Genomic DNA, 26,126 nt, shown 5'->3' with positions numbered 1-26,126 from the left:
TTCGATGGAACTCACCGCCCTGACCGCCATTTCCCCGGTTGACGGACGCTATGGCAGCAAAGTCAGCGTATTTCGCAATATTTTCAGCGAGTACGGACTGATTCGAAACCGTGTGACCGTCGAAATCCGCTGGCTGCAACAACTGGCCGCCCACCCGGAGATCACCGAGGTGCCGCCGTTTTCGGACCAAGCCAACGCCTTCCTCGACAACCTGGTGACCGGATTCAGCCTGGCCGATGCCGAGCGCATCAAGGAAATCGAACGAACCACCAACCATGACGTCAAGGCGGTGGAGTACTTCATCAAGGAGAAGATCGCCGCCGTGCCGGAGCTGCACGCGGTGACCGAATTCGTCCATTTCGCCTGCACCTCGGAAGACATCAACAACCTGTCCCATGCTCTGATGCTGCGTGAAGGCCTGGACCAGGGCCTGCTGCCGGCCATGGAGCGGGTGATCGAGAAACTGGCTCAGCTGGCCCGGGCCCACGCCGCGCAGCCGATGTTGTCCCGCACCCATGGCCAGACCGCCTCCCCGACCACGGTAGGCAAGGAGCTGGCCAACGTCGTCCATCGCCTGCGCCGCCAGCTCGAGCAGATACGGGGCATTGAGCTGCTGGGCAAAATCAACGGCGCCGTGGGCAACTACAATGCCCACCTGTCGGCCTACCCGCACGTCGACTGGGCCGCCAACGCACAGGCCTTTGTCGAAAGCCTCGGCCTGAGCTGGAACCCCTACACCACGCAGATCGAACCGCACGATTACATCGCCGAACTGTACGATGCCATCGCCCGCTTCAATACCATCCTGATCGACCTGGACCGGGATATCTGGGGCTACATTTCCCTGGGCTATTTCAAGCAAAAGACGGTTGAGGGTGAGGTTGGCTCCTCCACCATGCCGCACAAAGTCAATCCCATCGATTTCGAAAACTCCGAGGGCAACTTGGGGATTGCCAACGCCCTGTTCGACCACCTTGCGGCGAAACTGCCGGTATCCCGCTGGCAGCGGGACCTCACCGACTCCACCGTACTGCGCAATCTGGGCGTCGGCTTTGCCCACAGCCTCATTGCCTACGAGGCAACCCTCAAGGGGCTCGGTAAACTGGAGATCAACCCGGACCGCCTGAACGAGGACCTCGATCATGCCTGGGAAGTGCTGGCAGAACCGATCCAGACCGTCATGCGGCGCTATCACATCGAAAAGCCGTATGAAAAACTCAAGGCGTTGACCCGTGGCAAGGCGATGTCGGCGGATGTGATCCAGAATTTCGTCGCGGGTCTGGACATTCCGGACGCAGCCAAGGCGGAGCTGATGGCACTGACTCCGGCCACTTACATCGGCAACGCCGCCGAACAGGCCAGGAAAATCTGAACACGGGAGAGCACCATGGACATGCTGGGCGGACTGACACCTTCCGAGTTTCTGCGGGATTACTGGCAGAAGAAGCCGCGGGTCATCCGCCAGGCGTTTCCCGGCTTCCAGTGTCCAGTCAGCGCCGATGAGCTCGCCGGGCTAGCCTGCGAGCAGGGCGTGGAATCCCGGATCATCATCGAAAACGAAGACGGCAAACCCTGGCAGCTGTACAACGGCCCCTTTGAACCCGACCGTTTCCAGCAGCTGCCGGAGCAGGACTGGACACTGCTGGTGCAGGGACTGGACCACTGGGTGCCGGAAATCGCCGACCTGCTCGACCACTTCCGTTTTGTGCCTAACTGGCGCCTGGATGACATCATGGCCAGCTACGCCCCCCGAGGCGGCAGCGTCGGCCCTCACTATGACCAGTACGACGTCTTCCTGCTCCAGGCCCAGGGCCACCGCCGCTGGACGTTCGGAGGCCACTGTGACCACACCTCACCCCGGGTGGAAGGAACACCGCTGCGCATCCTGAGCCACTGGGAAGGCGAGGAAACGGTCACCCTGGCCCCCGGGGACATGCTCTACCTGCCGCCCGGCATCGGCCATCATGGCGTGGCCGAGGATGACTGCATTACCCTCTCGGTGGGCTTCCGGGCGCCGACCGTGGATGACATCCTGACCGGCTTCACCGATTTTCTCTGTGGCCAGTCCGACGCTGCCGAACACCTGTCCGACCCGGATCTCCAGGTACAGGACAACCCCGGCATCATCGCCCCGCGGGTGATCGACCGGATTGAGTCCCTGATCCGGGAACGGCTGCTGGATCGCCGCCAACTGGTGCTGTGGTTCGGGCAGTACACCACCGCGCCCAAGAGCCTGGACATCGTGGTTCCCCCCGATGACCCTGCCGGCGAGGCAGACTTGGCCGAGGCCATCCGCGCCGGGGAACAGCTGCGCTGGAACGAGGGGTCCCGGTTTGCCTACCACGACCTGGGCGAGGAAACCGCCCTGTTCGTCGACGGCGAGCACTATCTCCTGCGCGGCGACGCCCGGCCCCTGGCCCCGTTGCTGTGCGCCGGTGCCCGTATCCCCATGGCGGCCCTGGCTCCCCTGGCCGAGGACTCGGCCCTGCTCGGGCTGATCACCGCCCTATACAACCAAGGCTCCGTATACTTCGAGTAAGGCATGCCCCGGATCCGGATTCGTAAATACAGCTGGCAGCTGGCGCCCGGTCACATCCGCGACATCCGCCGCCGGGTGTTCATCGAAGAACAGGGCGTGCCGCCGGAGCTGGAGTGGGATGCCACCGATGACATCGCCGACCACTACCTGGCGGTCCTGCCCGACAACACCCCCGTCGGCGTCGCGCGGCTGTTCGGCACGCTGGAGGAAACCGCCCACATCGGTCGCATGGCGATCTTGCCAGAACACCGGGGCCAAGGCATCGGCGAAGCCCTGCTGCGGCAACTGATGGCCGACGCCGCCGGCCAGTTTCAGGAAATCCGGCTGTCGGCGCAGGCTCACGCCGTCCTCTTCTATCAGAAATCCGGCTTTCACCTGTGCTCGGACGCCTATCAGGACGCCGGCATCCCCCATTACGATATGCGCTGCCTGGCACCGGCGCTGGCGGTGGCGGCCCTGGCCGACGGCGACGCGCCCCTGGTTCTGGAGCGGGACGAACGCAGCTGGACCTTTAATGACGAGCCGACGATGTTGGCGCTGATGGATTCGCTGGTGGGCCAGGCCCGGCAACGGCTGTGGCTTTACGACCGCTGGCTGCAACACGACCTGTACGACCGTTTCCGGTTCCGGGAACTGATTTCCGCGCTGGCCCGTCGCCACCGGCTGAGCGAGGTGCGCCTGCTGATTCATGACGACACACCGCTGGTCAAGCGCCGTCACCAGCTGGTGGAGCTGCTGCGGCGATTGCCGAGCAAGATGGAGCTGAGACTCACCCACGACGACTACCCCCGGGAAGAGCAGCCGTTCCTTCTGGTGGACCGGCAGGGCCTGCTCTGGCGCCACGACTTCGACCAGCCGTCGGGGGTTGCCGGCTTCGCCCACGGCGGCCGGGCCAAACTGCTGGCCGAAAGCTACCAGCGCATGTGGGACGCCGCCCGGCCCTCTCTGGAACTGAGGGAACTACCGCTCTGAGTGGTGGGCCAGGGGCACCTCGGCCTGCTCGAACCTGGCTCCGAACGGGGCGAATTCCGCATCCACCTCCTCGGCCACCTCGACAATCAGCTTACGCAGCCACTGATGGTCGGCGTTGTGCTGCAACAGCGGACTCCAGGCCATCTTCAGCTCAAACGGGGGAATCTCGAACGGCGGCACCTTGACCACCAGATTCGGGTTGTCTTTCTGCAGCCACGCGGCACGGCACGGCAGGGTGGCGATCAGGTCGTGCTGCTCCGCCAGCAGCATGGCAACCTGGTAGTGACGGGTGAACACCGATATCTGGCGCTTTCGCCCCATCCGGGCCAGGGCCTCATCCACCCAGCCCAGCCGCTGCACGTCCTTAGGGTTGACCCCGACGCCGACCCCAAACCCGGTCTTGCTGACCCAGATATGGCTGGCGTCGAGGTAGGTGTCCAGGGTAAAGGGCTGCTTGAGAATCGGGTTCCGGGCATTCATCAGGCAGGCAAACGACTCGGTCCAGAGCGTTTTCTGATGGAACGACTGGGGAATCTTGTCGAACCGGTTGATCGCCATATCCAGGCGCCCCTGCTCCACATCCAGGAAGCTGACGTCACTGGGGGTCAGCACGTCCAGCGTGACATGGGGGGCCTCCTGACGTATCCGCCGCAGCACCCGCGGCATCAGGCACGATTCGGCGTAGTCACTGGCCATGATGCGGAACACTCGCTGGCTGTCCTTGGCCGAGAACGGCGTTTTCTCCTGCACCGCCTGCTCGATGTCCGACAGGATGGAGCGAACCAGCGGCTGCAGCTCCCGGGCCCGCTCCGTTGCGGTCATGCCCTCGCTGGTGCGGACCAGCAGCGGATCGCTAAACAGGTCCCTGAGCCGCCGCAGCCCATTACTCATGGCCGGCTGGGTGATGCCCAGATGGTTGGCAGCCTTGGTCACATTGCGCTCCCTGAGCAGCACATCCAGGTAAACCAACAGGTTCAGGTCGACACGGGACAGATCCACGGACTCACTCCAGCGCGGTGGCAAACGGATTTCGGGACAGGGCCCATTCACCGAGATAATACGGCAGCCCGAAGAAATTCACCAAGACTATGATGAGGTTCCCAATCCGCCCTGGCGGACCTAACCCACTATTTCTGCTACTCTTGCCTAGACTAGTTGACTATGATCGCCAGAACCCTATCCGTTGCTGAGCCATATCCCCGTTGACCTGACCCCGGAGTTCGCGCTGACACCATGGATACCACCACCATTGTTCTCTTATTGACCGGTATCGTCGTCGTTTCGATCGTCATCATCGTCCTGAGCCAGATGCGCGAACGGGCTCGCATCGAACGGGCGCGGAAAATCACCGCCCAGGAAGACACCTACAACCGAGCGCACCGGTTACTGACCGAGATCCCCGGCCAGTACCTGACACCGGACCTCAAGTTGCTGATTCTCAAGCGCATGGAGGAGGCCTGCCATGAGCTGCAGGCCCTGAAGTCCAACCTACCGGTGGCGCAGTGGCTCGAAGCCATTACCCAGGCCAAGAAAGCGGTCATGGAAAGCCAGGACTCCCGCCCACCGGTGCGCATCGATTCCCCGGAAAAGGCCAGCTACGTCAAGGAACTGCTGCAGAACCTGTTCCGCATGATCGAAGGCATGCACAAATCCGGCAGCATCAACGCGGCCACCGCCAAGAAGAACCTGAAATACGTGCTGTTCCTGGTTCACAAGACCCATGCCGACCTCCACGTGTTCCAGGCCCGTGACTACGTCCGGCAGAATCAGATCCGCAAGGCGATCCACGCCTACCACTTGGCCAGCACGGAAATGGGCAAGTCCAAGGACAATCCCCTGGCCCTGAAGGCCGTGAAGAGTTTCCGGACCCGCATCAAGGAGCTGGAAGCCATGAGTACCAATGGCAAGGACGGCAGCAAGGCGTCCCTGTCGAAACTGGATCGGGAGTGGGACCACTTCCTCCAGGACGATGAATGGAAGAAAAAGGCCGACTACGACGACTAGCAGTCGACCTAGCCGCAGCCACCCACGCAATAGGAACCCGGCCCGACGTGACCAACCGTTTCCGCAAACGCCTGTCCTACCGGCTAACCCGCGACACCGTGCTGGTGGCCATGGCGTTGGGGCTGGTTCTCAATCTGATCCAGATCACCCTGGACTACTTCAACGCCAGGACCTCGATGCGCGCGGAAATCAACGCCATGATCGAGATCAGTCAAAGCCCCGCGGCGCAGATCGCCTACAACATCGATATCCGGCTGGCCGAGGAGCTCCTAGACGGACTGCTGCGCCATCCGGCCACCATTGATGCCCGCCTGGTTGACAGGGAGGGCCACGTCCTGGCCTCGGCCCACCAGAACCGCCCCGAGTCCCCCTACCGTTGGGTCTCCGACCTGCTGTTCTCGGACAGCCTGAGGTTCAGCTCGGAACTGCGCGTTCCGCAACTCGAGGATCTGCCGCTGGGGCGCCTGGTGGTCACCATCGACACCTTTCACTACGGTCTCCAGTTCCTGGAGCGAAGCGCCTACACCCTGGCCATCGGCCTGCTCAAGAGCCTGGCGCTGTCCGTCACGCTGCTGGCCATCTTCTACTTTGTCTTGACCCGGCCGATTCTCAATGTCATCGATACCTTGAACCGGGTTACCGCAAACTCCCCGGAAAAGGTGCGACTGCCGATCCCTGCCCGCCACGAGCAGGATGAAATCGGCACCATGGTCGGCATCATCAACCAGCACCTTGAAACCATCGACTCCAGCCTTGCCCGACTACGAGCCGCCGAAAGCGCCATCAAGAACTACTCCAGTCAGCTGGAACAGGAGGTGGCGGACCGGACCCGGGAAATCTCCGAAAAGAACCAAGCCCTGCAACGGGGCAATCGGGCCCTGGTCCGAGCCAAGGAAGACGCCGTGCGCCGGGCCCGGGCCCGGGCCAACTTCCTGGCCAGCATGAGCCATGAGATTCGAACCCCGCTGAATGGCGTACTGGGCATGCTCAGCTTGGTGCGCGAGGGCGAGCTGGAACCGGGCCAGCGCAGCCGCCTGGACATCGCCATCACTGCGGGCGAAAGCCTGCTCAGCCTGCTCAACGACATCCTCGACATTTCCAAGATCGAAGCCGGCAAGCTGAGCCTGGAAAGCATCCCCTTCAGCATGCGCCAGCTGATTGAGGAGTGCGCCACCCTCCATGCCCAACAGGCTCGCCGCAAAGGCATTGATCTGATCACCGAAATCGACCCGGAGCTGCCCGAAGGGTTCGTGGGCGACCCGACCCGGACCCGACAGATTCTCAACAATCTGATCAGCAACGCCATCAAATTCACCGACAAGGGGCAGGTCCGGATCAAGGCCAGCCACTCCGGCGGCAGCCTACGGCTGGAAGTGATCGACACCGGCATCGGCATGTCCCGCCAGGGCCTGCGGCGAATCTTCTCGCCATTTTCCCAGGCCGACTCACAAACCACGCGCCTGTTTGGCGGCACCGGTTTGGGCCTGACCCTGTGTCGACAGCTGGTCGAACGCATGCATGGCCAGATCCTGGTGGACTCCCAGGAAGGCAGCGGCTCGCATTTCACCGTCACCCTGCCGCTGCCGGTCCAGGAAATTCCCGCACCGTCGCTCGATCTTGACGTGCCCGAGAAAGTGAAACGGGTGGGGGTCGCTCTGGCCCTACCCCAGGGCTACCCGCACCGGCTCGCCATCGAAAGCCAGCTGCGTGCCTGGGGGGTGCCGGTTCGCGGTGCCAGCCGGCACCCGGAGGGTATCCTGCTGGCCAGCCTCGATGATGACACCGAGGAAGCCCGACGCTTCGTGGACAGTTGGCAGGGCGAGGGCGTGATCCTGGCGGACAGCACCGGCAACCGGCTCGCCGGCAACAGCCGGCAGCAGGTGCTGCCCCTGCCACTGCGTCGACAAGACCTGCACCAGTGCCTGTGCCAGGCGGCCGGCTGCCAGCCCCCGGCCCTGCCGGCACCCAACGCTCCGGCGGAGTCGTCGGTCCGCATCCCGTCCCTGTCCATCCTGCTGGTGGAAGACAACCAGGTGAACCAGCTGGTGGCCAGCAGCCTGTTGAAGAAACTGGGCCATCGCGTGGATCTCGCGGAAAACGGCCAGCGGGCTGTGGAAGCACTCCGGCAACAACACTACGACCTGGTACTGATGGACTGCCAGATGCCGGTTATGGACGGCTACGAGGCGACCCGGCGGATACGTCAGCAGCCCCAATGGCGGGACCTGCCAGTCATCGCGGTGACCGCCAACGTCATGGCCGGCGACCGCGAGAACTGCCTGAAGGCCGGTATGAACGATTACATCACCAAACCTTACAACCGGGAGGCGCTGCGGGCCGCCATCAACCGTTGGGCACCGCTTGATCCATCGCCGCCAGCAGAGACCTGAGTTGCTGGCGTAACCGCGCGACCTGCTCCGGCGACACCGGCAGGTCGCACAGCAACCGGGCCGGAACCTGCCGGGCCCGCGCTTTCAGGGCCGCGCCCGCATCCGTCAGAAACACCTGCACCACCCGTTCGTCGTCCGCTGCCCGCTGCTTCCGGATCAGCCCTTGCGCCGTCAGCCGCTTCAACAGCGGCGTCAAGGTGCCCGAATCCAGCCGCAGACGTTCGCCCAGGTCGGACACCCGGGTCACCCGGCCCTCGCGGGCATGTTCCCAGAGCACCAGCATCACCAGGTACTGGGGATAGGTCAGCCCCAATGCCGCCAAATGCGACCGGTATCGGCCCGCCACCGCCCGGTACGCCGCATACAACGCGAAGCATAGCTGGTTGTCCAATGCCAGCAACGGGTCGTCGGACGCTGCCATCAAAGCAGGGCCTCGATGTCCGCCCGGATCGCCTCGGGCTTGGCGGTCGGCGGGTAGCGGCGCACCACCCGCCCCTCGCGATCCACCAGAAACTTGGTGAAATTCCACTTGACCGCCTCGGAACCCATCATTCCCCGGGCCTGACGCTTGAGGAACCGGTACAGTGGATGGGTGCCGTCCCCGTTCACCTCGATCTTAGCGAACATCGGGAACTCCACGCCGTAGTTCAGGGAGCAGAACGCCTGGATTGAGGCTTCATCCCCCGGGTCCTGATTCATGAACTGATTGCAGGGAAATCCCAGGACTTCCAGCCCCTGGTCGCGGAGATCCCGGTACAGCGCTTGGAGCCCCTCGAACTGTGGCGTGAACCCGCATTTGCTGGCGGTGTTAACGATCAGGAGCACCTTGCCCCGGTAGTCCGCCATACTGCGTTCGTTGCCCTGAATATCGGTGACCGTGAAATCGTAAATACGGGTATCCGCCATGACACGTGCCTTCTGAGAGTGATCGTTGAACAAGAATTATCTTGCGCACAAGATACTATGGCACAATTTACATGGTCCGGAACCGCCAAACGGGCCACCGGTTCACAGAACCGAGGATCGCGTTGAAGTTTGGCCGCTAACCCCGCCCCAGTTCGCCACAATTGATCATATTTCCCCTATTGTCGACCGGGCCGGCTCCGCTAGAATAACCCTTGCCTCGATCATCCGGCCTGTCCATTCGTTACCTAAGGAATCCGATCCATGCAGAACTACTACAAGTCCGCCAAACTCGATAACGTCTGTTACGAAATCCGGGGGGTGGTTCTGCGGGAGGCGCGCCGGCTGGAGGAAGAGGGGCACCGCGTGCTCAAGCTCAACATCGGTAACCCGGCGGCATTCGAGCTGGACGTGCCCGAGGAAATCCAGCAGGACGTCATCTACAACATGCCCCAAGCCCAGGGTTACGTGGAGTCCAAGGGGTTGTTCTCCGCCCGCAAGGCGGTGATGCATTACTGCCAGCAGCGGGGTATCGACAAGGTCGATATCGACGACATCTACCTGGGCAACGGTGTCAGCGAACTGATCGTGATGTCCATGCAGGCCTTGCTGAATACCGGCGACGAGGTACTGATCCCGGCTCCCGACTATCCGCTGTGGACGGCCGCCGTCACCCTGTCCAGCGGCAAGCCGGTGCACTACCGGTGCGACGAGGCACAGAATTGGTTTCCGGACATCGACGACATCCGCAAGAAAATCACCCGTCGTACCCGGGCCATCGTATTGATCAACCCCAACAACCCGACCGGCGCCGTCTACTCGACCGAACTTCTGGAGCAGGTCATTGAGCTGGCTCGCCAGCACAACCTGATCGTGCTGTCCGATGAAATCTACGACAAGATCCTGTACGACGGCACCGAGCACGTGTCCATTGCGTCCCTGGCCGACGACGTCCTGTTCTTCACCTACAACGGATTGTCAAAAAATTACCGGGCCGCCGGCTACCGTTCCGGGTGGATGATCATCAGCGGCGCCAAGCACCGGGCCACGGACCTGATCGAAGGCATTGAGATGCTTTCCAACATGCGCCTGTGCGCCAACGTACCGGCACAGCTGGGTATCCAGACGGCGCTTGGCGGCTATCAGTCGATCAATGATCTGGTGGCTCCCGGTGGCCGACTCTACGAACAGCGGGAAACCGCCTGGCGCATGCTGAACGACATTCCCGGGGTGAGCTGCGTCAAGCCCGCCGGAGCCCTGTACCTGTTCCCGAAACTGGATCCCAAGCGGTTCCCCATCGTCGATGACGAGCGGCTGGTGCTTGATCTGCTGCTCCAGGAAAAGATCCTGCTGGTCCAGGGATCGGCCTTCAATATCGACGACAAGCAGCATCTTCGGGTGGTATTCCTGCCCCGGGAAGACACCCTGGAAGACGCGATGACCCGCCTGGGCCACTTCCTCAGCAAATATCAGCAATAGCGACAAACGACATGGCGGACATTCACGTCGAGGAATTCTACAGGGACGTTGCCATCGCGCTGAGCCAGCTGTACAGCGCGTTTCCCAGGCGGATCAACCTGTTTGTCGAGGATATTGCCGGCCCGGACGAGCCGGACGAATTCGGCCTTCACAGCAAACGCCACATGGCCTGCTTCGGCGCGTTGCTCTGGCTGGCCGAAGAAGGTTTTCTGCGCTATGTCGACACCATCCGTCAGGAGGCCCTGGACCAGGCTGTGCTCACCCGGGACGCCTTCATCCGCCTCAGCAGTCCGGCACCGGCAGCCCTGGCGGAGCTGGCGGGTGTCACACCCGACGAAAGCGAGCTGCCCCCATCGGTCCGCAAGGACCTATCCACCTACATCCACCTGATTCGTCAGGCCCTCAGGAGCGGCCATTCCGAGCGCATCGGCGCCATCGTCCGGGCGGCCTTCTTTAGCACATCCTCCTGGTGACGCCGCCTGCGACCAATCATTAAATCGCTGTAATGATATTGAAGCGGTGAACTCCGGACGCATATTCCGGTCAGACGGACGTTGTGTCTTTGACGGAGATATCAAGGAATTACCATGCGCATACTGTTGTTTCTGGCGACCAACTTGGCCGTCATTCTGGTGGCCAGCTTCACCCTGCGTCTGCTTGGAGTCGACAGCTACCTGAGCCAACAGGGCATCGACTACGGGTCGCTGCTGGCGTTCGCCGCCGTGTTCGGCTTTGCCGGCGCCCTGGTTTCGCTGTTCCTGTCCAAACCGATGGCCAAGTGGAGCACCCGCGCCCGGGTGATCGACGCACCGCGCACCCCTGCGGAGCGCTGGCTGATGGACACCGTGGCCGAGCTGTCCCGCAAGGCGGGAATCCGCATGCCCGAGGTCGCCGTGTTTCCGGCGTCCCAGGCCAACGCCTTTGCCACCGGCTGGAACCGGAACGACGCCCTGGTCGCGGTCAGCGAGGGGCTGTTGCAGCGCTTCGACAAGGAGGAGATCCGGGCGGTACTGGGCCACGAAATCGGGCACGTGGCCAATGGCGACATGGTGACCCTGGCCCTGATTCAGGGCGTGGTGAACACGTTCGTGATTTTCGCCTCCCGGGTCATCGGATCACTGGTCGACCGTGTGGTGTTCCGTAATGAGCAGGGGCATGGCATCGGCTTTTTCGTGGTTAGTATGGTGGCCGAACTGGTCCTGGGCATCCTCGCCAGCACCATCGTATTCTGGTTCTCGCGCCGGCGGGAATTCCGTGCCGACCTTGCCGGCGCCAGACTTGCCGGGCGCGCGGCCATGATCAGCGCCCTTGCGCGGCTGAAACAGGAAAGCGAAGTGCCCGACCAAATGCCGGACACGCTACAGGCTTTCGGCATCAACCGTGGCGCCCGGGAAGGCTTTGCCGCCCTGTTCATGACCCACCCGCCTCTGGACGCGCGGATCCGGGCCCTGCAGCAGGCCAGTCTTTGATGGCGAAGCGGGCAACCCAACCCAAAAGGGGACCGAACGGAGGCTGTGTGAAAACAGCCTCCGAAGCTGGCAAAATAACCGCGACAGGGCTCGCGGTTATTTTTTATGAGACATCTTGAAGGCACCGCTCGAAGTCAGGCGCTGTTGCTCCCACCCAGCGCTGAAGAATTATGCCCCCGAAGATCATCCGGTTCGCGTCATTGATGCGTTTGTGGATTCACTGAATTTGTCAGAGATGGGGTTCAGGAAAGCTCAGACGCTTCGTACCGGCCGCCGCCCTTACCATCCCGGTGATTTGCTCAAGCTTTATATCTACGCCTACCTCAACCAGACCAGCAGTACCCGACGGCTGGAAAAAGAATGTCATCGCAACCTGGAAGTGCTCTGGCTGATGAAGCAGCTGGCACCGGACTTCAAGACCATCGCGGACTTCCGCAAGGATAACGGTGATGCGATCAAGCAGGTGTGCCGCCAGTTCATTGTGTTCTGTAAGCAGGCAGGACTGGTCAGTGGCCAGTTGGTGGCGATTGATGGCAGCAAGTTCAAGGCGGAACTGCAGGATGAGCTTAAGACGCTGGTCGATGTGAAGGGAATGCTGGAGAGACTGGCCTGGGTCTCCTCTCAGGGTTTCTGAAGCCTGAAACTATAACCGCCTCAAAGCAAACATGCCCCGGACTCTGTCCGAGGCATCTTGCTTTCCCGCTCAGCGGCTTGGAAATCGGTTTTTACACAGCCTCCCAGGGTGCCTTATTGTGTTGCGCGGACGCGGTGCTCAGCGCTGCCGCTGGCTGCGTGCCGCCGGAGTCGCGCCGTTGCCGCGCGGCTGATGGCCGCGGTGGGTATCGCCGGAGCGCACGCCGTCGCGGTGCTGCGGCCTGGGTTTCTTCGGCCGGCGACGACGGGCCGGCTTGTTCTCCAGACTGGATTCCGGCAGCGCATGGCTGGGGTCGAACCCGGTCACGGTGCGGCGCTCCAGCACCTTGTTGGTCAGGCGCTCGATGGCGCGCAGCTGATCGATCTCGTCGGCACAGACCAGCGATACCGCCTGTCCGGTCGCACCGGCACGACCGGTGCGGCCGATACGGTGAACATAGTCTTCCGGCACATTGGGGAGGTCGTAATTGACCACCTGCGGCAGCTGATCGATATCCAGTCCGCGGGCGGCGATGTCGGTTGCCACCAGCGCCTGCAGGCGATTTTCCTTGAACTCGGCCAGGGCCTTGGTGCGCGCGTTCTGGCTCTTGTTGCCATGAATCGCCGCGGCCTTGATGCCGGACTTTTCCAGCTGGGTGGTGAGCTTGTTGGCACCGTGTTTGGTGCGCGTGAACACCAGCACCTGATGCCAGGCGTGATCGTTGATCAGCTTGATCAGCAACGGTGCCTTCTGCTTCTTGTCGACCGGCGCGATCCACTGCTTCACGGTATCGGCAGTGGCGTTGCGCGGCGTCACCGACACCTCGACCGGATCCTGTACCAGCCCCTTGGCGAGCGCCCGGATCTCGTCGGAGAAGGTGGCCGAGAACAGCAGGTTCTGCCGCTGCGCCGGCAGAATCGCCAGAATGCGTTTGATGTCGTGGATGAAGCCCATATCGAGCATGCGGTCGGCTTCGTCCAGTACCAGCACTTCAAGCTGATCGAAGCGCACCGCGTTCTGCTTGTAGAGATCGAGCAGACGGCCCGGCGTGGCGATCAGCACATCGGCGCCCTTGCGCAGCGCCATCATTTGCGGGTTGATCTTGACGCCGCCAAAGACCACGGTGGAACGCAGCGGCAGGTACTGGCCGTAGGTCGCAACGCTCTGGCCCACCTGTGCAGCCAGCTCGCGGGTCGGGGTCAGGATCAGCACACGCGCCTGATTGGCGCCGGCACGCTGACCCTTGCTCAGACGCTCCAGAATCGGCAGCGTGAAGCCGGCGGTCTTGCCGGTGCCGGTCTGGGCCGCGGCCATGACGTCGCGGCCGTCCAGCACGGCGGGAATCGCCTGCTGTTGAATGGGGGAAGGGGTGTCGTAACCCTGCTCGGCAATCGCTTTGAGAATAGGGTCGGACAGGCCAAGACTGGCAAAACTCATGAATGACTCTCTGGTAAAAATGGTGGTCGCCGGAGGCGGCGGAACCGGAACTTCAGTGCTTTCAGAACGCGGGCGGGATAAACCGGTGCGGGAAAGTGCTTGGGAAAGACGTGCAGCTTACCCTAACGCGGCGGTGCTGGCTATTCATTTCGTTTTCGGCCCGGCGCGCATATCGAGCCGGTCGCGCCGGGTCAGCGCCGGGAACCACCAGGCCCAGAGCGCGGTGATCGCCAGTGTGCCAAGGCCACCGATGACGATGGCGGGGGCGGCGCCGATCAGCGAGGCGACCAGCCCGGCGCGAAACTCACCGAGCTGATTCGAGGTGCTGATAAAGATCGAGTTGACGGCGCTGACGCGACCGCGCATCTCGTCCGGTGTCTCGAGTTGCACCAGCGTCTGGCGAATCACGACGCTGATCATGTCGGCCGCGCCCATCACCGCCAGCGCGATGACCGACAACCAGAGACTGTGCGACAGCCCGAACAGCACGATCATCGCCCCGAACACGGCCACGGCGGCAAACACCTTGACCCCGACCCGGCTATCGATCGGGCGCCAGGCCAGATACAGCGACATCAGCACGGCACCGACAGCCGGGGCACTGCGCAGCAGGCCCAGCCCCCAGGGGCCGGTCTGCAGGATATCGCGGGCGACGATCGGCAGCAGCGCGGTGACGCTGCCCACCAGCACGGCGAACATATCCAGCGAGATCGAGCCGAACACCACCGGGTTATGCCAGGTAAAGCGGAAGCCGCCCAGCAGCGAGTCCAGTGTCATCGGCTGGCGCGGGCGCTGCTCGTGGCGGTAGTCCAGGCCCAGCAGAATGACGGCCGACAGCAGGGCGCAGGCGGCGCTGGTGCCGTACAGCGCGCCGGCGCCGAAGAGATAGATGACGCCACCGAGTGCCGGGCCGATGATCGTGGTCGCCTCGCGGCCTGATGCGGTCCAGGTCAGGGCCGGCGCAAGCAGGTCCGGACCGACCAGTTTCGGCACCATCGCCTGCGTGGCCGGCATCTCGAACGCACGCGCGGCGCCCATGGTGATGCAGCAGCCGTAGATGATCGCCGGGGTGATGATCTCCAGCACGCTGGTGATGGCCAGCACGGCGATGGTCAGTGTCATGACACCGCGACTGATCAGCATGATGGTACGCCGGTTCAGGTTGTCGGCGACATGACCGCCATACAGAGTCAGGGCCAGCTGCGGCAGGTAGCGCGCCAGCCCGACCAGGCCGAGGCTCAGGGCGCTGTCGGTCAGGTTGTAGATCTGCCAGCCCAGCCCCACCAGCAGCATCTGCTGCGCGAAGGAGGCGGCCATCTGGCCAACCCAGAAGCGCATGAAGGTCGTGTCTCTGAGCAGGGAGGAGGCGGTCATCAGTTATCCATTTCCGGTCCGAAGGGCGCGCTATTCTAGGGAAGCCTGCCGGTGTGCGCCAATTGCTTCTGCGGTCAGTGGGATTCAATGTAGGTAACGCCGACCAAAAAGCGGACGACCGGCACTCAGCGAGCGCGGCGCGCCGCTGCAGATCGATGAGAACACGCACCCGATCGGGCGTGAGTTTGGCGAGTTGTACTCCCGCCCGCGCGGTTACCACCCCAACTCCATTACCCAGTTCACACAGACGTCGGCGCCCGCGTTCATGAACTTCCCGCTGCTCGACAAGCTGGAGTGGATTTCGCCGCGTCCGATTCTGCTGATCATCGGTGAGCACGCACACTCGCGCTACTTCAGTGAAGATATCTACGCGGCAGCGGCCGAACCGAAGGAGCTCTATGTGGTGCCGGGCTCCAATCACGTCGATCTGTACGATCGCACCGACGTGATCCCCTTCGACAAGCTGGAGCAGTTCTTCGCCACCGCGCTGACAGCGGAGCGCGCATCCTGATCGCGCCAACGGTTTCCATTTCCAACACCACTTTGGAGGTTTCCATGACACAGAAACGCAAAGGTCTGGGTGATTACCGGCAGCAAGGATGGCGAAAACGTGATCTGGAAGGAAAAGGTCACCGATGCCCAGTATGCGCAGGCGCTCGACCGCAAGGCCGCACCTAACGTCGCCACGCTGACCGCGCAGCAACAGGCGATGGTGCCGATCGCAGCCTGGGCTACCCAAGGCAATCTGGCGTCGCTGGAACAGGCGATCGTGAAGGGGCTTGATGCGGGTCTCAGCGTCAACGAGATCAAGGTGCTGCAGGTACATCTGTACGCCTACACCGGCTTCCCGCGCGCACTCAATGCGACCGCGACGCTGATGCGGATCGTCGATGAACGCAAGGCGAACGGCATTGAGGACCGGATCGGCGAGCAGCCGAGCGCGATCCCGGCCGGGCAATCCAGCCAGCAGATCGGCGAGCAGGTACAAACCGAGCTGGTCGGTGCGCCGGTGAGCGGCCCGCTGTTCGACTTTGCGCCGGTGATGAACACCTACCTGCAGAGCCACCTGTTCGGCGACATCTTCGCCCGCGGCATTCTGGATTATCAGCACCGCGAGCTGGTTACGGTGTCGGCACTGCGCCGAACCTCAGCTGCGTGCTCATATCCGCATGGCCACCAACGTCGGCGTGACCGAGCAGCAGCTCAGGGATGTGGCGCAGGTGCTGGCGGCCATCGTCGGCAAGATCGAGGCGCAGCGTGTTGAACAGGCGATCGAAGCGGTCCTGCATCCGCAGGGAAACGCTGGCTGATCGCGTATCGGTCGCAGCGGGCGATATTGGGCAGCCTCTATCAGATGTCGCAGTGAGAAGCGGGCCGGCAGCCGCCGCGCCATGATATGGCAGGAAACGAAAAAGGCACTCCGGGGAGGCTGTGTGAAAACAGCCTCCCCGGAGCTGGCAAAATAACCGCGACAGGGCTCGCGGTTATTTTTTACCTCCACCCAGCCGTGTCACCGTAACGTTCGTGTCAAATCTTGAGCTTGAACCCCATGGCCCGGAAGGTGTCCTGCAGCGACCGGCTGCTTCCCTTGAGCTGAATCTTGAGGCTGGAACACTCCCGGCGCACCGGATAATCCCGCCGCAGGCGGTCGAACGCGGCGGCACGGGCCTCGGCGTCACCGGCCATGGCCAGGCGCAGCCGGGCGTCGTCCTGGCGGGGATCGTAGCAGGCCCGCAGCGCCAGGCTCAGGGCCCGCCCCTCGTCGGCAGCACCGGTAAAGGACATCTTGCTCAGAGCCGGCTCGGGCAGGAACTGGCCCGCCTTCTTGCGAACCGGAAGCCCGAGAAAGCGACTCACCGCCTGGTAGATCATTTCGGTGCCCTGCACCTTGCCCTCCAGGCTGTAACCGGCGATGTGGGGCGTCGCCAGCCAGACCCGCTCAACCAGTTCCGGATCGATACGCGGTTCCCGCTCCCAGACATCCAACACCACCGTCGGCGCTTGCGGTGCCTGCAGGCGCGCTTTCAGCGCCGCCGAGTCCACCACTTCGCCCCGGCCGGAATTGATCAGCAGCTGGCCGGCGCCCAGGCGTGACAATTCCCGCTCGCCAATCAGGTGATGGGTGGCGTGAGGCCCTTCCCGGGTCAGCGGCGTGTGCAGGGTCACCACGTCGCACGCCAGCGCTTCGTCAAGACTGACGAACTCCGGCCCCGACTCGCCTTCCCGCTCCGCCCGTGGCGGATCGCACAGGCGCACGGTAAACCCCAGACGATCCAACCTAGCAGCCAGCCCGCCACCGACGTTGCCCACGCCGATGATGCCGACACTCAGATCACTCCAGTCCGCCAGGCCGCGACGTTCAGCGTACAGGGACAGCACCGACAGCACGTATTCGACCACGCTGTTGGCGTTGCACCCGGGGGCTGCGGAAAAACGGATGCCGTTGGCTTCCAGCCAAGCCAGGTCCACATGGTCGGTGCCGATGGTGGTCGTGCCGACAAAGCGGACCCGGCTTCCCTCCAGCAGTCGCTGGTCGACCCGGGTGACCGAGCGAACCAGCAGAATGTCGGCATCCCGGACCTCCCCGGGCGACAAGTCCCGGCCGTTGACGCGGCGGATCTCCCCCATGTCGCCAAAGAAGGAATCCAGTAACGGAATGTTCTCGTCTGCCACGATCAGCATGGTCATCCCCGTTATCCTTCAATGCCTGCGCGGCCGTCCGCGACCACCCTGCGGGCGCCCGCCACCACCTCGCCGGCCGCCCCTCTTGCGGGCAATCGGAGGTTGATCGAGAGCAGCCATCAGGCTGTCGTCCGGCACCTCGGTCTTCAGTTTCTGCTGAATGTAGGACTCAATCGCCGGCAACGCAAAGGCGTCGTCCTCGCCGGCCAGGCTCACCGACACCCCATGACTGCCCGCGCGCCCGGTACGGCCGATGCGGTGGACATAGTCCTCGGCGTTTTCCGGCAAATTATAGTTGAAGACGTGCGTCACGCCGCTGACGTGGATGCCCCGGCCCGCCACGTCCGTGGCCACCAGCACCTGGATATTGCCCTTCTTGAACTGGTCCAGGGTCCGCAGGCGCTTGTTCTGGGCAATTTCCCCCGACATGAGCGCGACCTTGATGCCCTGATTGCGCAGATCCTGTTCCAGATCCCGGCACTGGTCCCGGCGGTTGGCGAACACGATGGCCTTCTCCACTTCCGGGCGTTTCAGGTAATTGACCAGCACCTGCAGTTTGTCATCCTCGGACACCAAGTAGACCGTCTGGGCCACCCGCTCCGCGGTTTTCTGCTCCGGCTCGATTTCCACGAACTCGGCGTTCCGGGTCCACATGGAGGCCAGGTTCAACACGTCCTGGTTGAAGGTGGCACTGAACAACAGGGTCTGACGCTCCTCCTTGGGCGTGCAGCGCCGGATGATACGCTTGACGTCGGGGATGAAGCCCATGTCGAGCATCCGGTCCGCTTCGTCCAGGATCAGGATGTCGATCTGGTCGAGGAACACATCCTGAGAACCGAGAAAGTCGATCAGTCGGCCCGGCGTCGCCACCAGAATGTCGACGATTTCGTTCTGCAGCTGGTCCCGTTGCTTATCGTAGTTCATACCGCCCACCACCGTGGCGACGGTGTGGCCGGTATACTGGCACAGCGGCTCCGCGTCCTTGGCGATCTGCAGCGCCAGTTCCCGGGTGGGTGCCAGTACCAGCACCCGGGGTTCGGAGGCAAACCGCTCGGACTCCGGCACCGGGGTTTCCAGCAGCGCCTGGATGGCCGTGATCAGAAACGCCGCGGTCTTGCCGGTGCCGGTCTGGGCCTGGCCAATCAGATCCTGGCAGGCAAGTGTCCAAGGCAGGGTTTCCGCCTGGATCGGCGTGCAATATTCATAGCCAATGGCCTCGATCGCCGCCAGCAGACGCGGATCCAGATTGAGATCGCTGAACTTGAAGTCGCTGGTGTGTTTGGGGTTGGATGTCATACAGATTCGGTATTCCTTGGTCAGTCGTAAAACAGGTCGGGCGGTATCAGACGCTGGACGTCTTGCCGCCAGGACTCGTGGAAGGTCTCCGCGGTGCCGTAAAATACCGTGAGCGTATCGAAGAACGCCTGGCCTCGCGGCGGCAGCCCCCGCGCCAGGTACTGTTCAGCCTGGGCCAGCACCTTGAGCCGGAACCCCCGCTCGTCACAGGCACCGCCTCCGGACAGGTTGTCCAGACTGACGTGGAACCGGAAGCCCGCAGCCACCGAAAACAGCCACTCCTGAGCCTGGGGCTTGACCTCCACCGTCTCGAACGCGCGCTGCTGCTCCCGGGTACGGCCATCCGGACAGTACCAGTAACCATAGTCATGAAGTGTGCGCCGGTACTCACCGGCGATGCACCAGTGGCTGATTTCATGCAAGGCGCTGGCATAATAGCCATGGGCAAACACGACCTGGGCCAGGCCATCCGGCCCGTCCGCAGGCAGGTATTCGGGTTCGTCGCCGCCCCTGACCAGAATCGTCCGGTAGTCGTCCCGGAACAGGTCATTGAACAGCATGATAAGATCGCTTGGACTGTGCTTCATCGGACGGCTATTGTGCGACTTTACACGACGCAATACCAGACTGGAGGGAACTTTCCCCCGCCCCCTGTGTCCACAGCGGGCGAGCCAGACCCTTCGACCCACGCGCAACCGGATAGCATGACATCAATGGTTTTTCCAACCCTTCTTGCACGTATTTGTCCGGGGCCCATACGTCGGGCCCTGTTCGTGGTGGCCAGCGGCCTGACGCTCCTGGTCCCAACCGCCCACGGGAACGGGCTGTTCGGGGATTCCCCGGACTTCCTGCCGGTGGACCAGGCCCTGCCGTTCAGCTTCTCGTCGGAGCCCGGCACCCTGCTGCTGGACTGGAACATCGCGCCCGGCCACTACCTGTACCGACACCGGATCTCGGTCACCCCGGTTACACCCGGGGTCGAGGTGGGAACACCGTCGTTCTCCCTACCCGGGGACACCACCGAGGACGAGTTCTTTGGCGAGGTCACCGTGTTCCATGACCCGGTCCAGGCCCGGGTACCGGTGTCGCTGCCCGACGGCGCCCGGGAAGCCACACTCAAGGTGTCCTACCAGGGCTGCGCCAAGGCAGGTCTGTGCTACCCGCCTCAGACCCGGGAAGTTCTGTATTACCCCGGCACCGCCGCCGGTACTCCGGCCGCGGGCCCGACCACGCCGTCACCCCCACCCGACACCGGGCCAGACATGGAGCCGGACACCGAGACCGCGACCGGCCTGGCCGGCTTCCTTTCCAGCCGCTCCGGTGCCACCGTGGCGGGCCTGTTCTTCCTGCTGGGGCTGGGCCTGACCTTCACTCCCTGTGTACTGCCGATGGTGCCGATCATTTCCTCGCTGGTCTCGGGCCACAATACCCGCACGACCGGTCATGCCCTGTTGCTGTCGTTCAGCTATGTGCTCGGCATGTCCATCACCTACGCCGCGGCCGGGGTGTTGACGGGCCTGCTGGGCGCCAGCTTCAACCTGCAGGCGCAGCTGCAGTCACCCTGGGTCCTGGGACTGTTCGCGGCACTGTTCGTGATCTTCGCGCTGTCCATGTTCGATCTGTTTGAACTCCAGCTGCCCCGCTTCATCCGGGATCCCCTGAACGAAGCCAGCCACCGCCTCAGCGGCACCCGCGTCGCCAGCATCTTTGGTATCGGGGCCCTGTCGGCGCTGGTGGTGTCACCGTGCGTGTCGGCGCCGTTGGCGGGCAGTCTGCTCTATATTTCCACCACCCAGGACGCCGTCATGGGTGGCCTCGCCCTGTTTGCGCTCGGCCTTGGCATGGGCATGCCGCTGATCCTGGTGGCGATCGGTGGCCGCAAGCTGCTGCCCAGTACCGGCCATTGGATGGCGGCCGTCAAACACGTCTATGGCGTGATGCTGCTGGCCGTTGCCATCTGGCTGGTGGAGCGGCTGATTCCGGCCTGGGCGGCGCTGACGCTGTGGGGGCTGCTGGTGACCATCACCGGCGTGCAACTGGGCGCGTTGGATCCGGCACGGGCGGGTTGGGAACGGACCCGCAAGGGGCTGGGACTGGTGCTGTTCGCGTATGGCCTGGCACTGCTGGCCGGTGCGGTGAGCGGCGCCCGGGACCCGCTCAACCCGCTGGCGCCGTTTACCGTCGCCTCAGCCTCGTCCGTCCGGGACGAGGCGCCGGCTCATGCCCTGTTTCGCCGCACGCCGGACCCGGAACAGGTGAAGGCGCAACTCGACGCCGCACGTCGGCAGGGACGACCGGCGATCCTGGACTTTTACGCAGACTGGTGTATCTCCTGCAAAGTCATGGAACGCACCGTGTTCAGCGATCCAGACGTGGTCCGGGCCCTGTCGGATTTCGCCCGGGTGCAGATCGACATGACCGACAACACTCCGGCGCAGCAGGCCCTGCTGGACGAACTGGGGCTGTTCGGCCCCCCCGCTCTTCTGTTCTACACCCGCGACGGGCAGGAACTGACGGATCGGCGCGTCCTGGGCGAGATGGACCGGGAGGCCTTCCTCCGACACCTGGAACGACTGCCCTCGGGCTCGTCCTGACCCGGCTCAGGCGCCGCGGCGGATCAGATACACGAACTCGTCCCCCTGCGCCGCCTGACTCACCAGCTCATGCCCCAGAAACTGGCAAAAGCGGGGGATGTCGCGGGTGGTCGAGGGGTCCGTGGCCCGTACTTTCAACACCTCCCCGGGCGCCACGTCGCGGATGCGATTGTGCAACAGCATGACCGGTTCGGGGCAGTACAGCCCCCGGGCATCCAATTCGGCCTGGAATTCAGCAGCCGTCACCAAAATTCACTCCTTGCCTGCAATGAACCTGATTTTCCGGAAATTCCTGCTAATTTCTTGCTTATAGGGGCAAAAAACAAGAGGGAACATAGCCATGATACGGGTTCTGATTGAACGCCACATCGCCGAATCCCTGGAGGACGCCTACGAACAGCGGGCCCGGCGAGTCCTGCAGCAGGCGGTGGCCGCGCCGGGCTTCGTGTCCGGGGAAACCCTGCTCGACGCCCACGACCCGAACCACCGGATCACACTGGCGAACTGGCGCTCGGAAGCGGACTGGAACCGTTGGTACCACTCCGACGAACGCAAGGAGCTGATGGCCGAACTGATCCCGATGATGGACCGGGAGGAGACCATCACCGTGCTGGAGCAGAGCGCCGTCTGAGCCTAGTCCAGGCGTTCGATGAAGCAGGTGATTTCCTCGCGATCGTGATACAGATGACGGGCCCGCATGCGGTAGCCAATGTCCGCCTCCGCCAGCCCTTGCTCAATGCGCTCCCGGCACAACAGCCATTCCTCGTACCGCTGCTTCATGGGCAGCTTGAGGTTGAACACGGTGTAGCGACACAGCCGTTCCGCCAGCCAGGTTACCGCCAAGGCCGCACTCTTGCGAGGCTGGTCGACGATGTCGCAGACCATCCAGTCGACACCACGGCGTGGCCGCCACCGGTAACCATCCGCGCGGACGTGCTCCACCAGCCCCGAAGCCATCAACCCCGGATCCATCGGGCCATTGTCCACCGCAACGACCCGCATACCCTGGCGAACCAGCTGCCAAGTCCAGCCGCCCGGCGCGGCGCCCAGATCAACCGCCTTCTTGCCGCCGCCAAGATAATCCAGCTCGCGTCCCGCGGGCAAAAACACCTTCCAGGCCTCCTCCAGCTTCAGTGCCGACCGGCTTGGCGCGGCGGCCGGCAGGCGCAGGCGGGGCGCACCGCCCAGCCATCGAGCCCGGTTGCCCGCGAGGCTGAGGCCAACGATGGCGGTCGAGAAATTGGGCAACAGAATGTCCAGACGCGCCTCGGCCCCGGCGTCCGGGTCGGCCTTCAGCAGCCCGGCCCCGCGCAGCGCCCGGGACAGAGGCGCCACCCATTTCCTGGCGAAGTTACCCAGGTCCCGGTCGGTGTTGTTCTCCAGAACCCTGACCTCGACGCGGCAGGCTTCCGGCAGCGCCAGACCCTCTCCGCGCAATGCCTCGATCACGGCGCCCACCCGGTCCCGGATGGGCAGATCGAGGGTTGCCAGAACCACGAACCAGTCGCGGACAAAGACCAGATCGTCCAGACGGACCCGGGCGAGCAAGTCCGGGGCGGACTCGTGGCCCGTCAAGATAAATCGGACCAGCCCCTGATCCTTGCCCGGTTCAAAATAGCCGAAGATCCCCTCGGCCATCGCCGCGTCCACCAGTTCCCGGCCGGCTTCCGTCTCGAAGCCTGGCCGACAGAATGCCATCAGCTGATCCATGAAGTTTCCTTGTCAACCGGGTTCCCCCGGAGTGATAAACTTGAACCTGTTTAACAGCGGCCACAGTATCCGTTGGCTACACTTCCGGCTCATCCCCAGCGTCGGAAGAAGCAGATGTCCCTCCTGACACGGATCGTGCCCGCCCTCCTGGCCTGTTGCCTGTCGCTGTCGGGCCACGCCGACAGCCCCGGCCGCCACGGCGACTGCCCCGTCCTCGACCTGTCCGACGACACTGCCCGCCAGCACCTGATGGACCATGTCTGCTATCACACCGCCAGTCCGGGCGATCCCGGCCACGAAGCCCGCTCGCCGGACCAGCTTCCGGAGAATTTCGCCTGGACCCCGGCCAACGGCCACGACCTGGTGTTCAGCCACACCGAGTCGGTTTACTGGATTCACCTGCATGTCTGGAACGGCGGTGACCCGCACCGGCTCTGGTACCTGAAACTCGATTACCCGCTGCTCGACGAGGTCAGTTTCTGGCAAATCGGCCCGGACGGCTACCGGAGCTCAATGATCACCGGCGACCAGTATCCGTTTGCATCCCGGCAAGTCAATTACCGGTATTTTCTCCTGCCCCTTGCCCTGGCCAGCCAGGAACAGCGCCAGGTGACCATCCGGGTCCACAGCAGCGGCGCTCTGAACGTGCCGCTGGCTCTGGAAACCCCCGAGGAGGTGATTGCCAGCAGCAACCACCTGACCCTGACCCATGGCCTGTTCTATGGTGCCCTCGTCATCTTCGCTGCATTCAACCTGCTGCTGTTTTTCAGCTCAGGCACCCCCTACTACTTCCACAATGCGTTCTACATGGCCGCCATGGGGCTGTTCCTGTTTGCCATGGGCGGTTTCGCGAACCAGTATTTCTGGCCGGAAAGCGCGCACTTCGCGAACCTCGCCATCCCCATTTCCCTGACCCTGTGCGCGCTGGCCATGACCCTGTTCGGCCGCTCCTTCCTGGAGGTACAAGCCGATACCCTGCCGGCCACCACCCTCACCACCCTGGCCTGGTTCTGTCTGGGATTTCTGGCGTTGACGTTCATCCTCCCCTACAGCAAAAGCATTCTGCTGAACACCGTACTGGCCCTGACCGTGATCGCCAGCCTGCTCGTGGTTGCCGCGATACGGTGGCGCCAGGGCTACCCGCCGGCGGTCTGGTACCTGTTATCCTGGATCGTGATGCTGGCCGGAGCCCTGGTCTACGCCCTGGCCGCCTTTGGCTACCTGGCCGATTTCCTGGCCCGGGAGTCCCTGATGCAGGCCACCATCGGTGGCCAGGTGGTGTTGCTGAACTACGCCCTGGTGCAGCGCTGGCGCCTGCTCAACGAGAAACTGCTGCAAATGGAACATCAGGCCCGCACCGAACTGGAGTTCAAGGTACACGAACGAACCGCCCAGCTCCGTTCCACCATGCACGAACTGGAGCGGGCCAACCGGAAGCTGGCCGCCCTCAGTCTGAACGATGCTCTCACCGGCCTGCACAACCGGCGCCACATGGACGCGGCGCTGCCGGAGCTCTGCGCCGAATCGCGGCGAACCGGGCAGCCACTGTCCCTGGCCCTGATCGATGCAGACCGCTTCAAGGCCATCAACGACACCTGGGGCCATGCCTTCGGCGATGTCTGCCTGCAACGCATTGCCGAGGTGCTCCAGCGCCACGCCAAGCGCCCCCGCGATGTGGCGATCCGCTTCGGCGGCGAGGAATTCGCCCTGCTGTTGCCCGGTACTGACGCCCAGGGCGCGCGGCAACTGTGCGAACACATCCTGGCCGACCTCCGACACTTGGTTGTGGCCACTCCGGACCGGGCCGGTCTGACCCTGACCATGAGCGCGGGCGTTGCGCAGCTGGTGCCTGGCGAGGCCCCCGAGTCCCTGTTTCAGCGCGCCGACGAGGCGCTGTACCAGGCCAAGAGCAGCGGCCGCGACCGGGTCTGCGTCGCGGCCCTGGCGCTCAGCGACTGATCAGGCCATGCCGTTCCAGAAAGTCGCGGGTATGACGCGCGGCATCGGCGATCAGGTCAGCCTGAGTCGCCCCCTGCCGCGCTGGCGGCCGGAAATCGTGGTTACCGCCCGCCAGCCAGACCAGCTCGCAGGCCCCCAGTTCGGCGTTGTGGGGTGTCAGCTCCTCCGGCTTGCCAAACGGGTCCCGGGTACCCTGGAGCACCAGCATTGGGCAGGATACCTCGGGCAGATGTGCGGTTCGCCATCGGTCCAGCCGGCCGGGCGGATGAAACGGATACCCGAAGCAGACCACACCGTCCATCTGCGCTGACTCCGCCGCCAGCAGGCTCGCCATACGGCCACCCATGGACTTACCCCCGATCAGCACCGGTCGATGGCCGCCGGTTTCCTGGCGGACCTGGGCCAGCACGTCCCGGAACCGCGCCAGCAAGCGGGGCGCCCGGTCCGGCGGTCGTTTGCGACCATCGAGGCGTCGTTGCTCCATGTAGGGGAACTCAAACCGAACCGACGCCACCCCCACGCCGTCCAGCGCCCGCGCCAGCGCTTCCATGAATTCGGAGTCCGCGCCGGCCCCGGCACCATGGGCGAGCACCAGCACCGGTCCGGCATGATCGCCATACCGACCGCTTTTGATCAGTTTCAAACCATTCACCTCAGGAATACGTGCGCTATCATATTGGGTGC

The 26,126-nt window shown here is 63.5% G+C and carries 25 protein-coding genes; 14 read left to right on the top strand and 11 right to left on the bottom strand.

Annotated elements, in window-relative coordinates; all coding sequences use genetic code 11:
* Window positions 1-4 precede the first annotated feature (4 nt).
* From purB to BTO32_RS02480, 3 genes are read left to right on the top strand one after another with little or no spacing between them, the layout of a single operon-like run.
* Window positions 5-1,372, top strand: coding sequence for an adenylosuccinate lyase (gene purB / locus BTO32_RS02490; RefSeq protein ID WP_076722838.1), 1,368 nt, complete (start codon window positions 5-7; stop codon window positions 1,370-1,372).
* A gap of 15 nt (window positions 1,373-1,387) precedes the next feature.
* Window positions 1,388-2,539: a cupin domain-containing protein gene (locus tag BTO32_RS02485; RefSeq protein WP_076722837.1), complete on the top strand. Its 1,152-nt coding sequence runs from the start codon at window positions 1,388-1,390 to the stop codon at window positions 2,537-2,539.
* Window positions 2,540-2,542: 3 nt separating this feature from the next.
* Window positions 2,543-3,511 carry a GNAT family N-acetyltransferase gene (locus tag BTO32_RS02480; RefSeq protein WP_076722836.1) on the top strand — a complete coding sequence of 323 codons (969 nt, stop codon included), beginning with the start codon at window positions 2,543-2,545 and terminating at the stop codon, window positions 3,509-3,511.
* On the opposite strand, the gene BTO32_RS02475 is transcribed toward BTO32_RS02480, so the two are convergent.
* Window positions 3,500-4,510, bottom strand: a complete 1,011-nt coding sequence (locus BTO32_RS02475) for a LysR family transcriptional regulator (protein WP_076722835.1) — start codon at window positions 4,508-4,510, stop codon at window positions 3,500-3,502. The two genes, BTO32_RS02480 and BTO32_RS02475, sit on opposite strands and share 12 nt — an antisense overlap.
* Before the next feature lie 234 nt (window positions 4,511-4,744).
* Here BTO32_RS02475 and BTO32_RS02470 point away from each other — a divergent pair, with 234 nt between their 5' ends.
* On the top strand, window positions 4,745-5,515 hold the full coding sequence (locus tag BTO32_RS02470) for a hypothetical protein (protein ID WP_076722834.1): 771 nt from the start codon (window positions 4,745-4,747) through the stop codon (window positions 5,513-5,515).
* A 47-nt stretch (window positions 5,516-5,562) separates the two neighbouring features.
* Complete coding sequence (locus BTO32_RS02465) at window positions 5,563-7,905, top strand: hybrid sensor histidine kinase/response regulator (protein WP_076722833.1); 2,343 nt, start codon at window positions 5,563-5,565, stop codon at window positions 7,903-7,905.
* On the opposite strand, the gene BTO32_RS02460 is transcribed toward BTO32_RS02465, so the two are convergent.
* Window positions 7,859-8,326, bottom strand: a complete 468-nt coding sequence (locus tag BTO32_RS02460; protein ID WP_076722832.1) for a MarR family winged helix-turn-helix transcriptional regulator — start codon at window positions 8,324-8,326, stop codon at window positions 7,859-7,861. The two genes, BTO32_RS02465 and BTO32_RS02460, sit on opposite strands and share 47 nt — an antisense overlap.
* Complete coding sequence (locus BTO32_RS02455) at window positions 8,326-8,811, bottom strand: glutathione peroxidase (RefSeq protein ID WP_076722831.1); 486 nt, start codon at window positions 8,809-8,811, stop codon at window positions 8,326-8,328. The genes BTO32_RS02460 and BTO32_RS02455 overlap by 1 nt, the downstream gene beginning before the upstream one ends.
* A 261-nt stretch (window positions 8,812-9,072) precedes the next feature.
* Here BTO32_RS02455 and BTO32_RS02450 point away from each other — a divergent pair, with 261 nt between their 5' ends.
* The 4 genes from BTO32_RS02450 to BTO32_RS02435 all read left to right on the top strand — a co-directional run bounded on the left by BTO32_RS02450 (window position 9,073) and on the right by BTO32_RS02435 (window position 12,390).
* Window positions 9,073-10,287, top strand: a complete 1,215-nt coding sequence (locus BTO32_RS02450; RefSeq protein WP_076722830.1) for a pyridoxal phosphate-dependent aminotransferase — start codon at window positions 9,073-9,075, stop codon at window positions 10,285-10,287.
* A gap of 11 nt (window positions 10,288-10,298) precedes the next feature.
* The gene (locus BTO32_RS02445) at window positions 10,299-10,760 is read left to right on the top strand and encodes a hypothetical protein (RefSeq protein ID WP_076722829.1); all 462 of its coding nucleotides are present in this window, start codon (window positions 10,299-10,301) and stop codon (window positions 10,758-10,760) included.
* 114 nt (window positions 10,761-10,874) lie between these two features.
* On the top strand, window positions 10,875-11,756 hold the full coding sequence (gene htpX / locus BTO32_RS02440) for a protease HtpX (RefSeq protein WP_076722828.1): 882 nt from the start codon (window positions 10,875-10,877) through the stop codon (window positions 11,754-11,756).
* 115 nt (window positions 11,757-11,871) lie between these two features.
* On the top strand, window positions 11,872-12,390 hold the full coding sequence (locus tag BTO32_RS02435; protein WP_139339002.1) for a transposase: 519 nt from the start codon (window positions 11,872-11,874) through the stop codon (window positions 12,388-12,390).
* A gap of 138 nt (window positions 12,391-12,528) precedes the next feature.
* On the opposite strand, the gene BTO32_RS02430 is transcribed toward BTO32_RS02435, so the two are convergent.
* Both BTO32_RS02430 and BTO32_RS02425 read right to left on the bottom strand, forming a co-directional pair.
* Complete coding sequence (locus BTO32_RS02430) at window positions 12,529-13,827, bottom strand: DEAD/DEAH box helicase (RefSeq protein WP_076722826.1); 1,299 nt, start codon at window positions 13,825-13,827, stop codon at window positions 12,529-12,531.
* 144 nt (window positions 13,828-13,971) lie between these two features.
* Complete coding sequence (locus BTO32_RS02425; protein ID WP_076722825.1) at window positions 13,972-15,201, bottom strand: MFS transporter; 1,230 nt, start codon at window positions 15,199-15,201, stop codon at window positions 13,972-13,974.
* A gap of 265 nt (window positions 15,202-15,466) precedes the next feature.
* Here BTO32_RS02425 and BTO32_RS17985 point away from each other — a divergent pair, with 265 nt between their 5' ends.
* Both BTO32_RS17985 and BTO32_RS18265 read left to right on the top strand, forming a co-directional pair.
* The gene (locus BTO32_RS17985) at window positions 15,467-15,712 is read left to right on the top strand and encodes an alpha/beta hydrolase (protein ID WP_217696994.1); all 246 of its coding nucleotides are present in this window, start codon (window positions 15,467-15,469) and stop codon (window positions 15,710-15,712) included.
* A 589-nt stretch (window positions 15,713-16,301) separates the two neighbouring features.
* A complete protein-coding gene (locus BTO32_RS18265; RefSeq protein WP_139339010.1) occupies window positions 16,302-16,511 on the top strand; it encodes a carboxymuconolactone decarboxylase family protein in 210 nt (69 codons plus the stop codon).
* Window positions 16,512-16,728: 217 nt separating this feature from the next.
* On the opposite strand, the gene pdxB is transcribed toward BTO32_RS18265, so the two are convergent.
* Genes pdxB through BTO32_RS02400 form a run of 3 tightly spaced genes read right to left on the bottom strand, consistent with a single transcriptional unit; the run spans window position 16,729 to window position 19,766 of the window.
* The gene (pdxB, locus tag BTO32_RS02410; RefSeq protein WP_076722992.1) at window positions 16,729-17,883 is read right to left on the bottom strand and encodes a 4-phosphoerythronate dehydrogenase PdxB; all 1,155 of its coding nucleotides are present in this window, start codon (window positions 17,881-17,883) and stop codon (window positions 16,729-16,731) included.
* Window positions 17,884-17,901: 18 nt separating this feature from the next.
* A complete protein-coding gene (locus BTO32_RS02405) occupies window positions 17,902-19,179 on the bottom strand; it encodes a DEAD/DEAH box helicase (protein ID WP_076722824.1) in 1,278 nt (425 codons plus the stop codon).
* 20 nt (window positions 19,180-19,199) lie between these two features.
* Window positions 19,200-19,766 (bottom strand): elongation factor P hydroxylase, encoded by a 567-nt coding sequence (locus BTO32_RS02400; RefSeq protein ID WP_076722823.1) that lies wholly within the window; start codon window positions 19,764-19,766, stop codon window positions 19,200-19,202.
* 126 nt (window positions 19,767-19,892) lie between these two features.
* Between BTO32_RS02400 and dsbD the strand changes: the two genes are divergently transcribed.
* Entirely contained in the window at window positions 19,893-21,773 is a 1,881-nt protein-coding gene (gene dsbD / locus BTO32_RS02395) for a protein-disulfide reductase DsbD (RefSeq protein WP_076722822.1), read from the top strand.
* A 6-nt stretch (window positions 21,774-21,779) separates the two neighbouring features.
* On the opposite strand, the gene tusA is transcribed toward dsbD, so the two are convergent.
* Window positions 21,780-22,019 (bottom strand): sulfurtransferase TusA, encoded by a 240-nt coding sequence (gene tusA / locus BTO32_RS02390; RefSeq protein ID WP_076722991.1) that lies wholly within the window; start codon window positions 22,017-22,019, stop codon window positions 21,780-21,782.
* 94 nt (window positions 22,020-22,113) lie between these two features.
* On the opposite strand from tusA, the gene BTO32_RS02385 reads away from it, so the two are divergent.
* Window positions 22,114-22,404 carry an antibiotic biosynthesis monooxygenase family protein gene (locus tag BTO32_RS02385; RefSeq protein WP_076722821.1) on the top strand — a complete coding sequence of 97 codons (291 nt, stop codon included), beginning with the start codon at window positions 22,114-22,116 and terminating at the stop codon, window positions 22,402-22,404.
* A gap of 2 nt (window positions 22,405-22,406) precedes the next feature.
* Here the strand turns inward: BTO32_RS02385 and rlmM are convergent, their stop codons facing one another.
* Window positions 22,407-23,483 (bottom strand): 23S rRNA (cytidine(2498)-2'-O)-methyltransferase RlmM, encoded by a 1,077-nt coding sequence (rlmM, locus tag BTO32_RS02380; RefSeq protein ID WP_076722820.1) that lies wholly within the window; start codon window positions 23,481-23,483, stop codon window positions 22,407-22,409.
* A 114-nt stretch (window positions 23,484-23,597) separates the two neighbouring features.
* On the opposite strand from rlmM, the gene BTO32_RS02375 reads away from it, so the two are divergent.
* Window positions 23,598-25,442, top strand: coding sequence for a sensor domain-containing diguanylate cyclase (locus BTO32_RS02375; protein WP_076722819.1), 1,845 nt, complete (start codon window positions 23,598-23,600; stop codon window positions 25,440-25,442).
* On the opposite strand, the gene BTO32_RS02370 is transcribed toward BTO32_RS02375, so the two are convergent.
* Window positions 25,432-26,094: an alpha/beta family hydrolase gene (locus BTO32_RS02370; protein ID WP_425435210.1), complete on the bottom strand. Its 663-nt coding sequence runs from the start codon at window positions 26,092-26,094 to the stop codon at window positions 25,432-25,434. The two genes, BTO32_RS02375 and BTO32_RS02370, sit on opposite strands and share 11 nt — an antisense overlap.
* Window positions 26,095-26,126 lie beyond the last annotated feature (32 nt).

The sequence above is a fragment of the Marinobacter lutaoensis genome (assembly GCF_001981305.1).
Lineage (GTDB): Bacteria > Pseudomonadota > Gammaproteobacteria > Pseudomonadales > Oleiphilaceae > Marinobacter > Marinobacter lutaoensis.
Note: the sequence above shows the minus strand (reverse complement) of the source record. Positions and strands in the feature narration are given on the sequence as shown.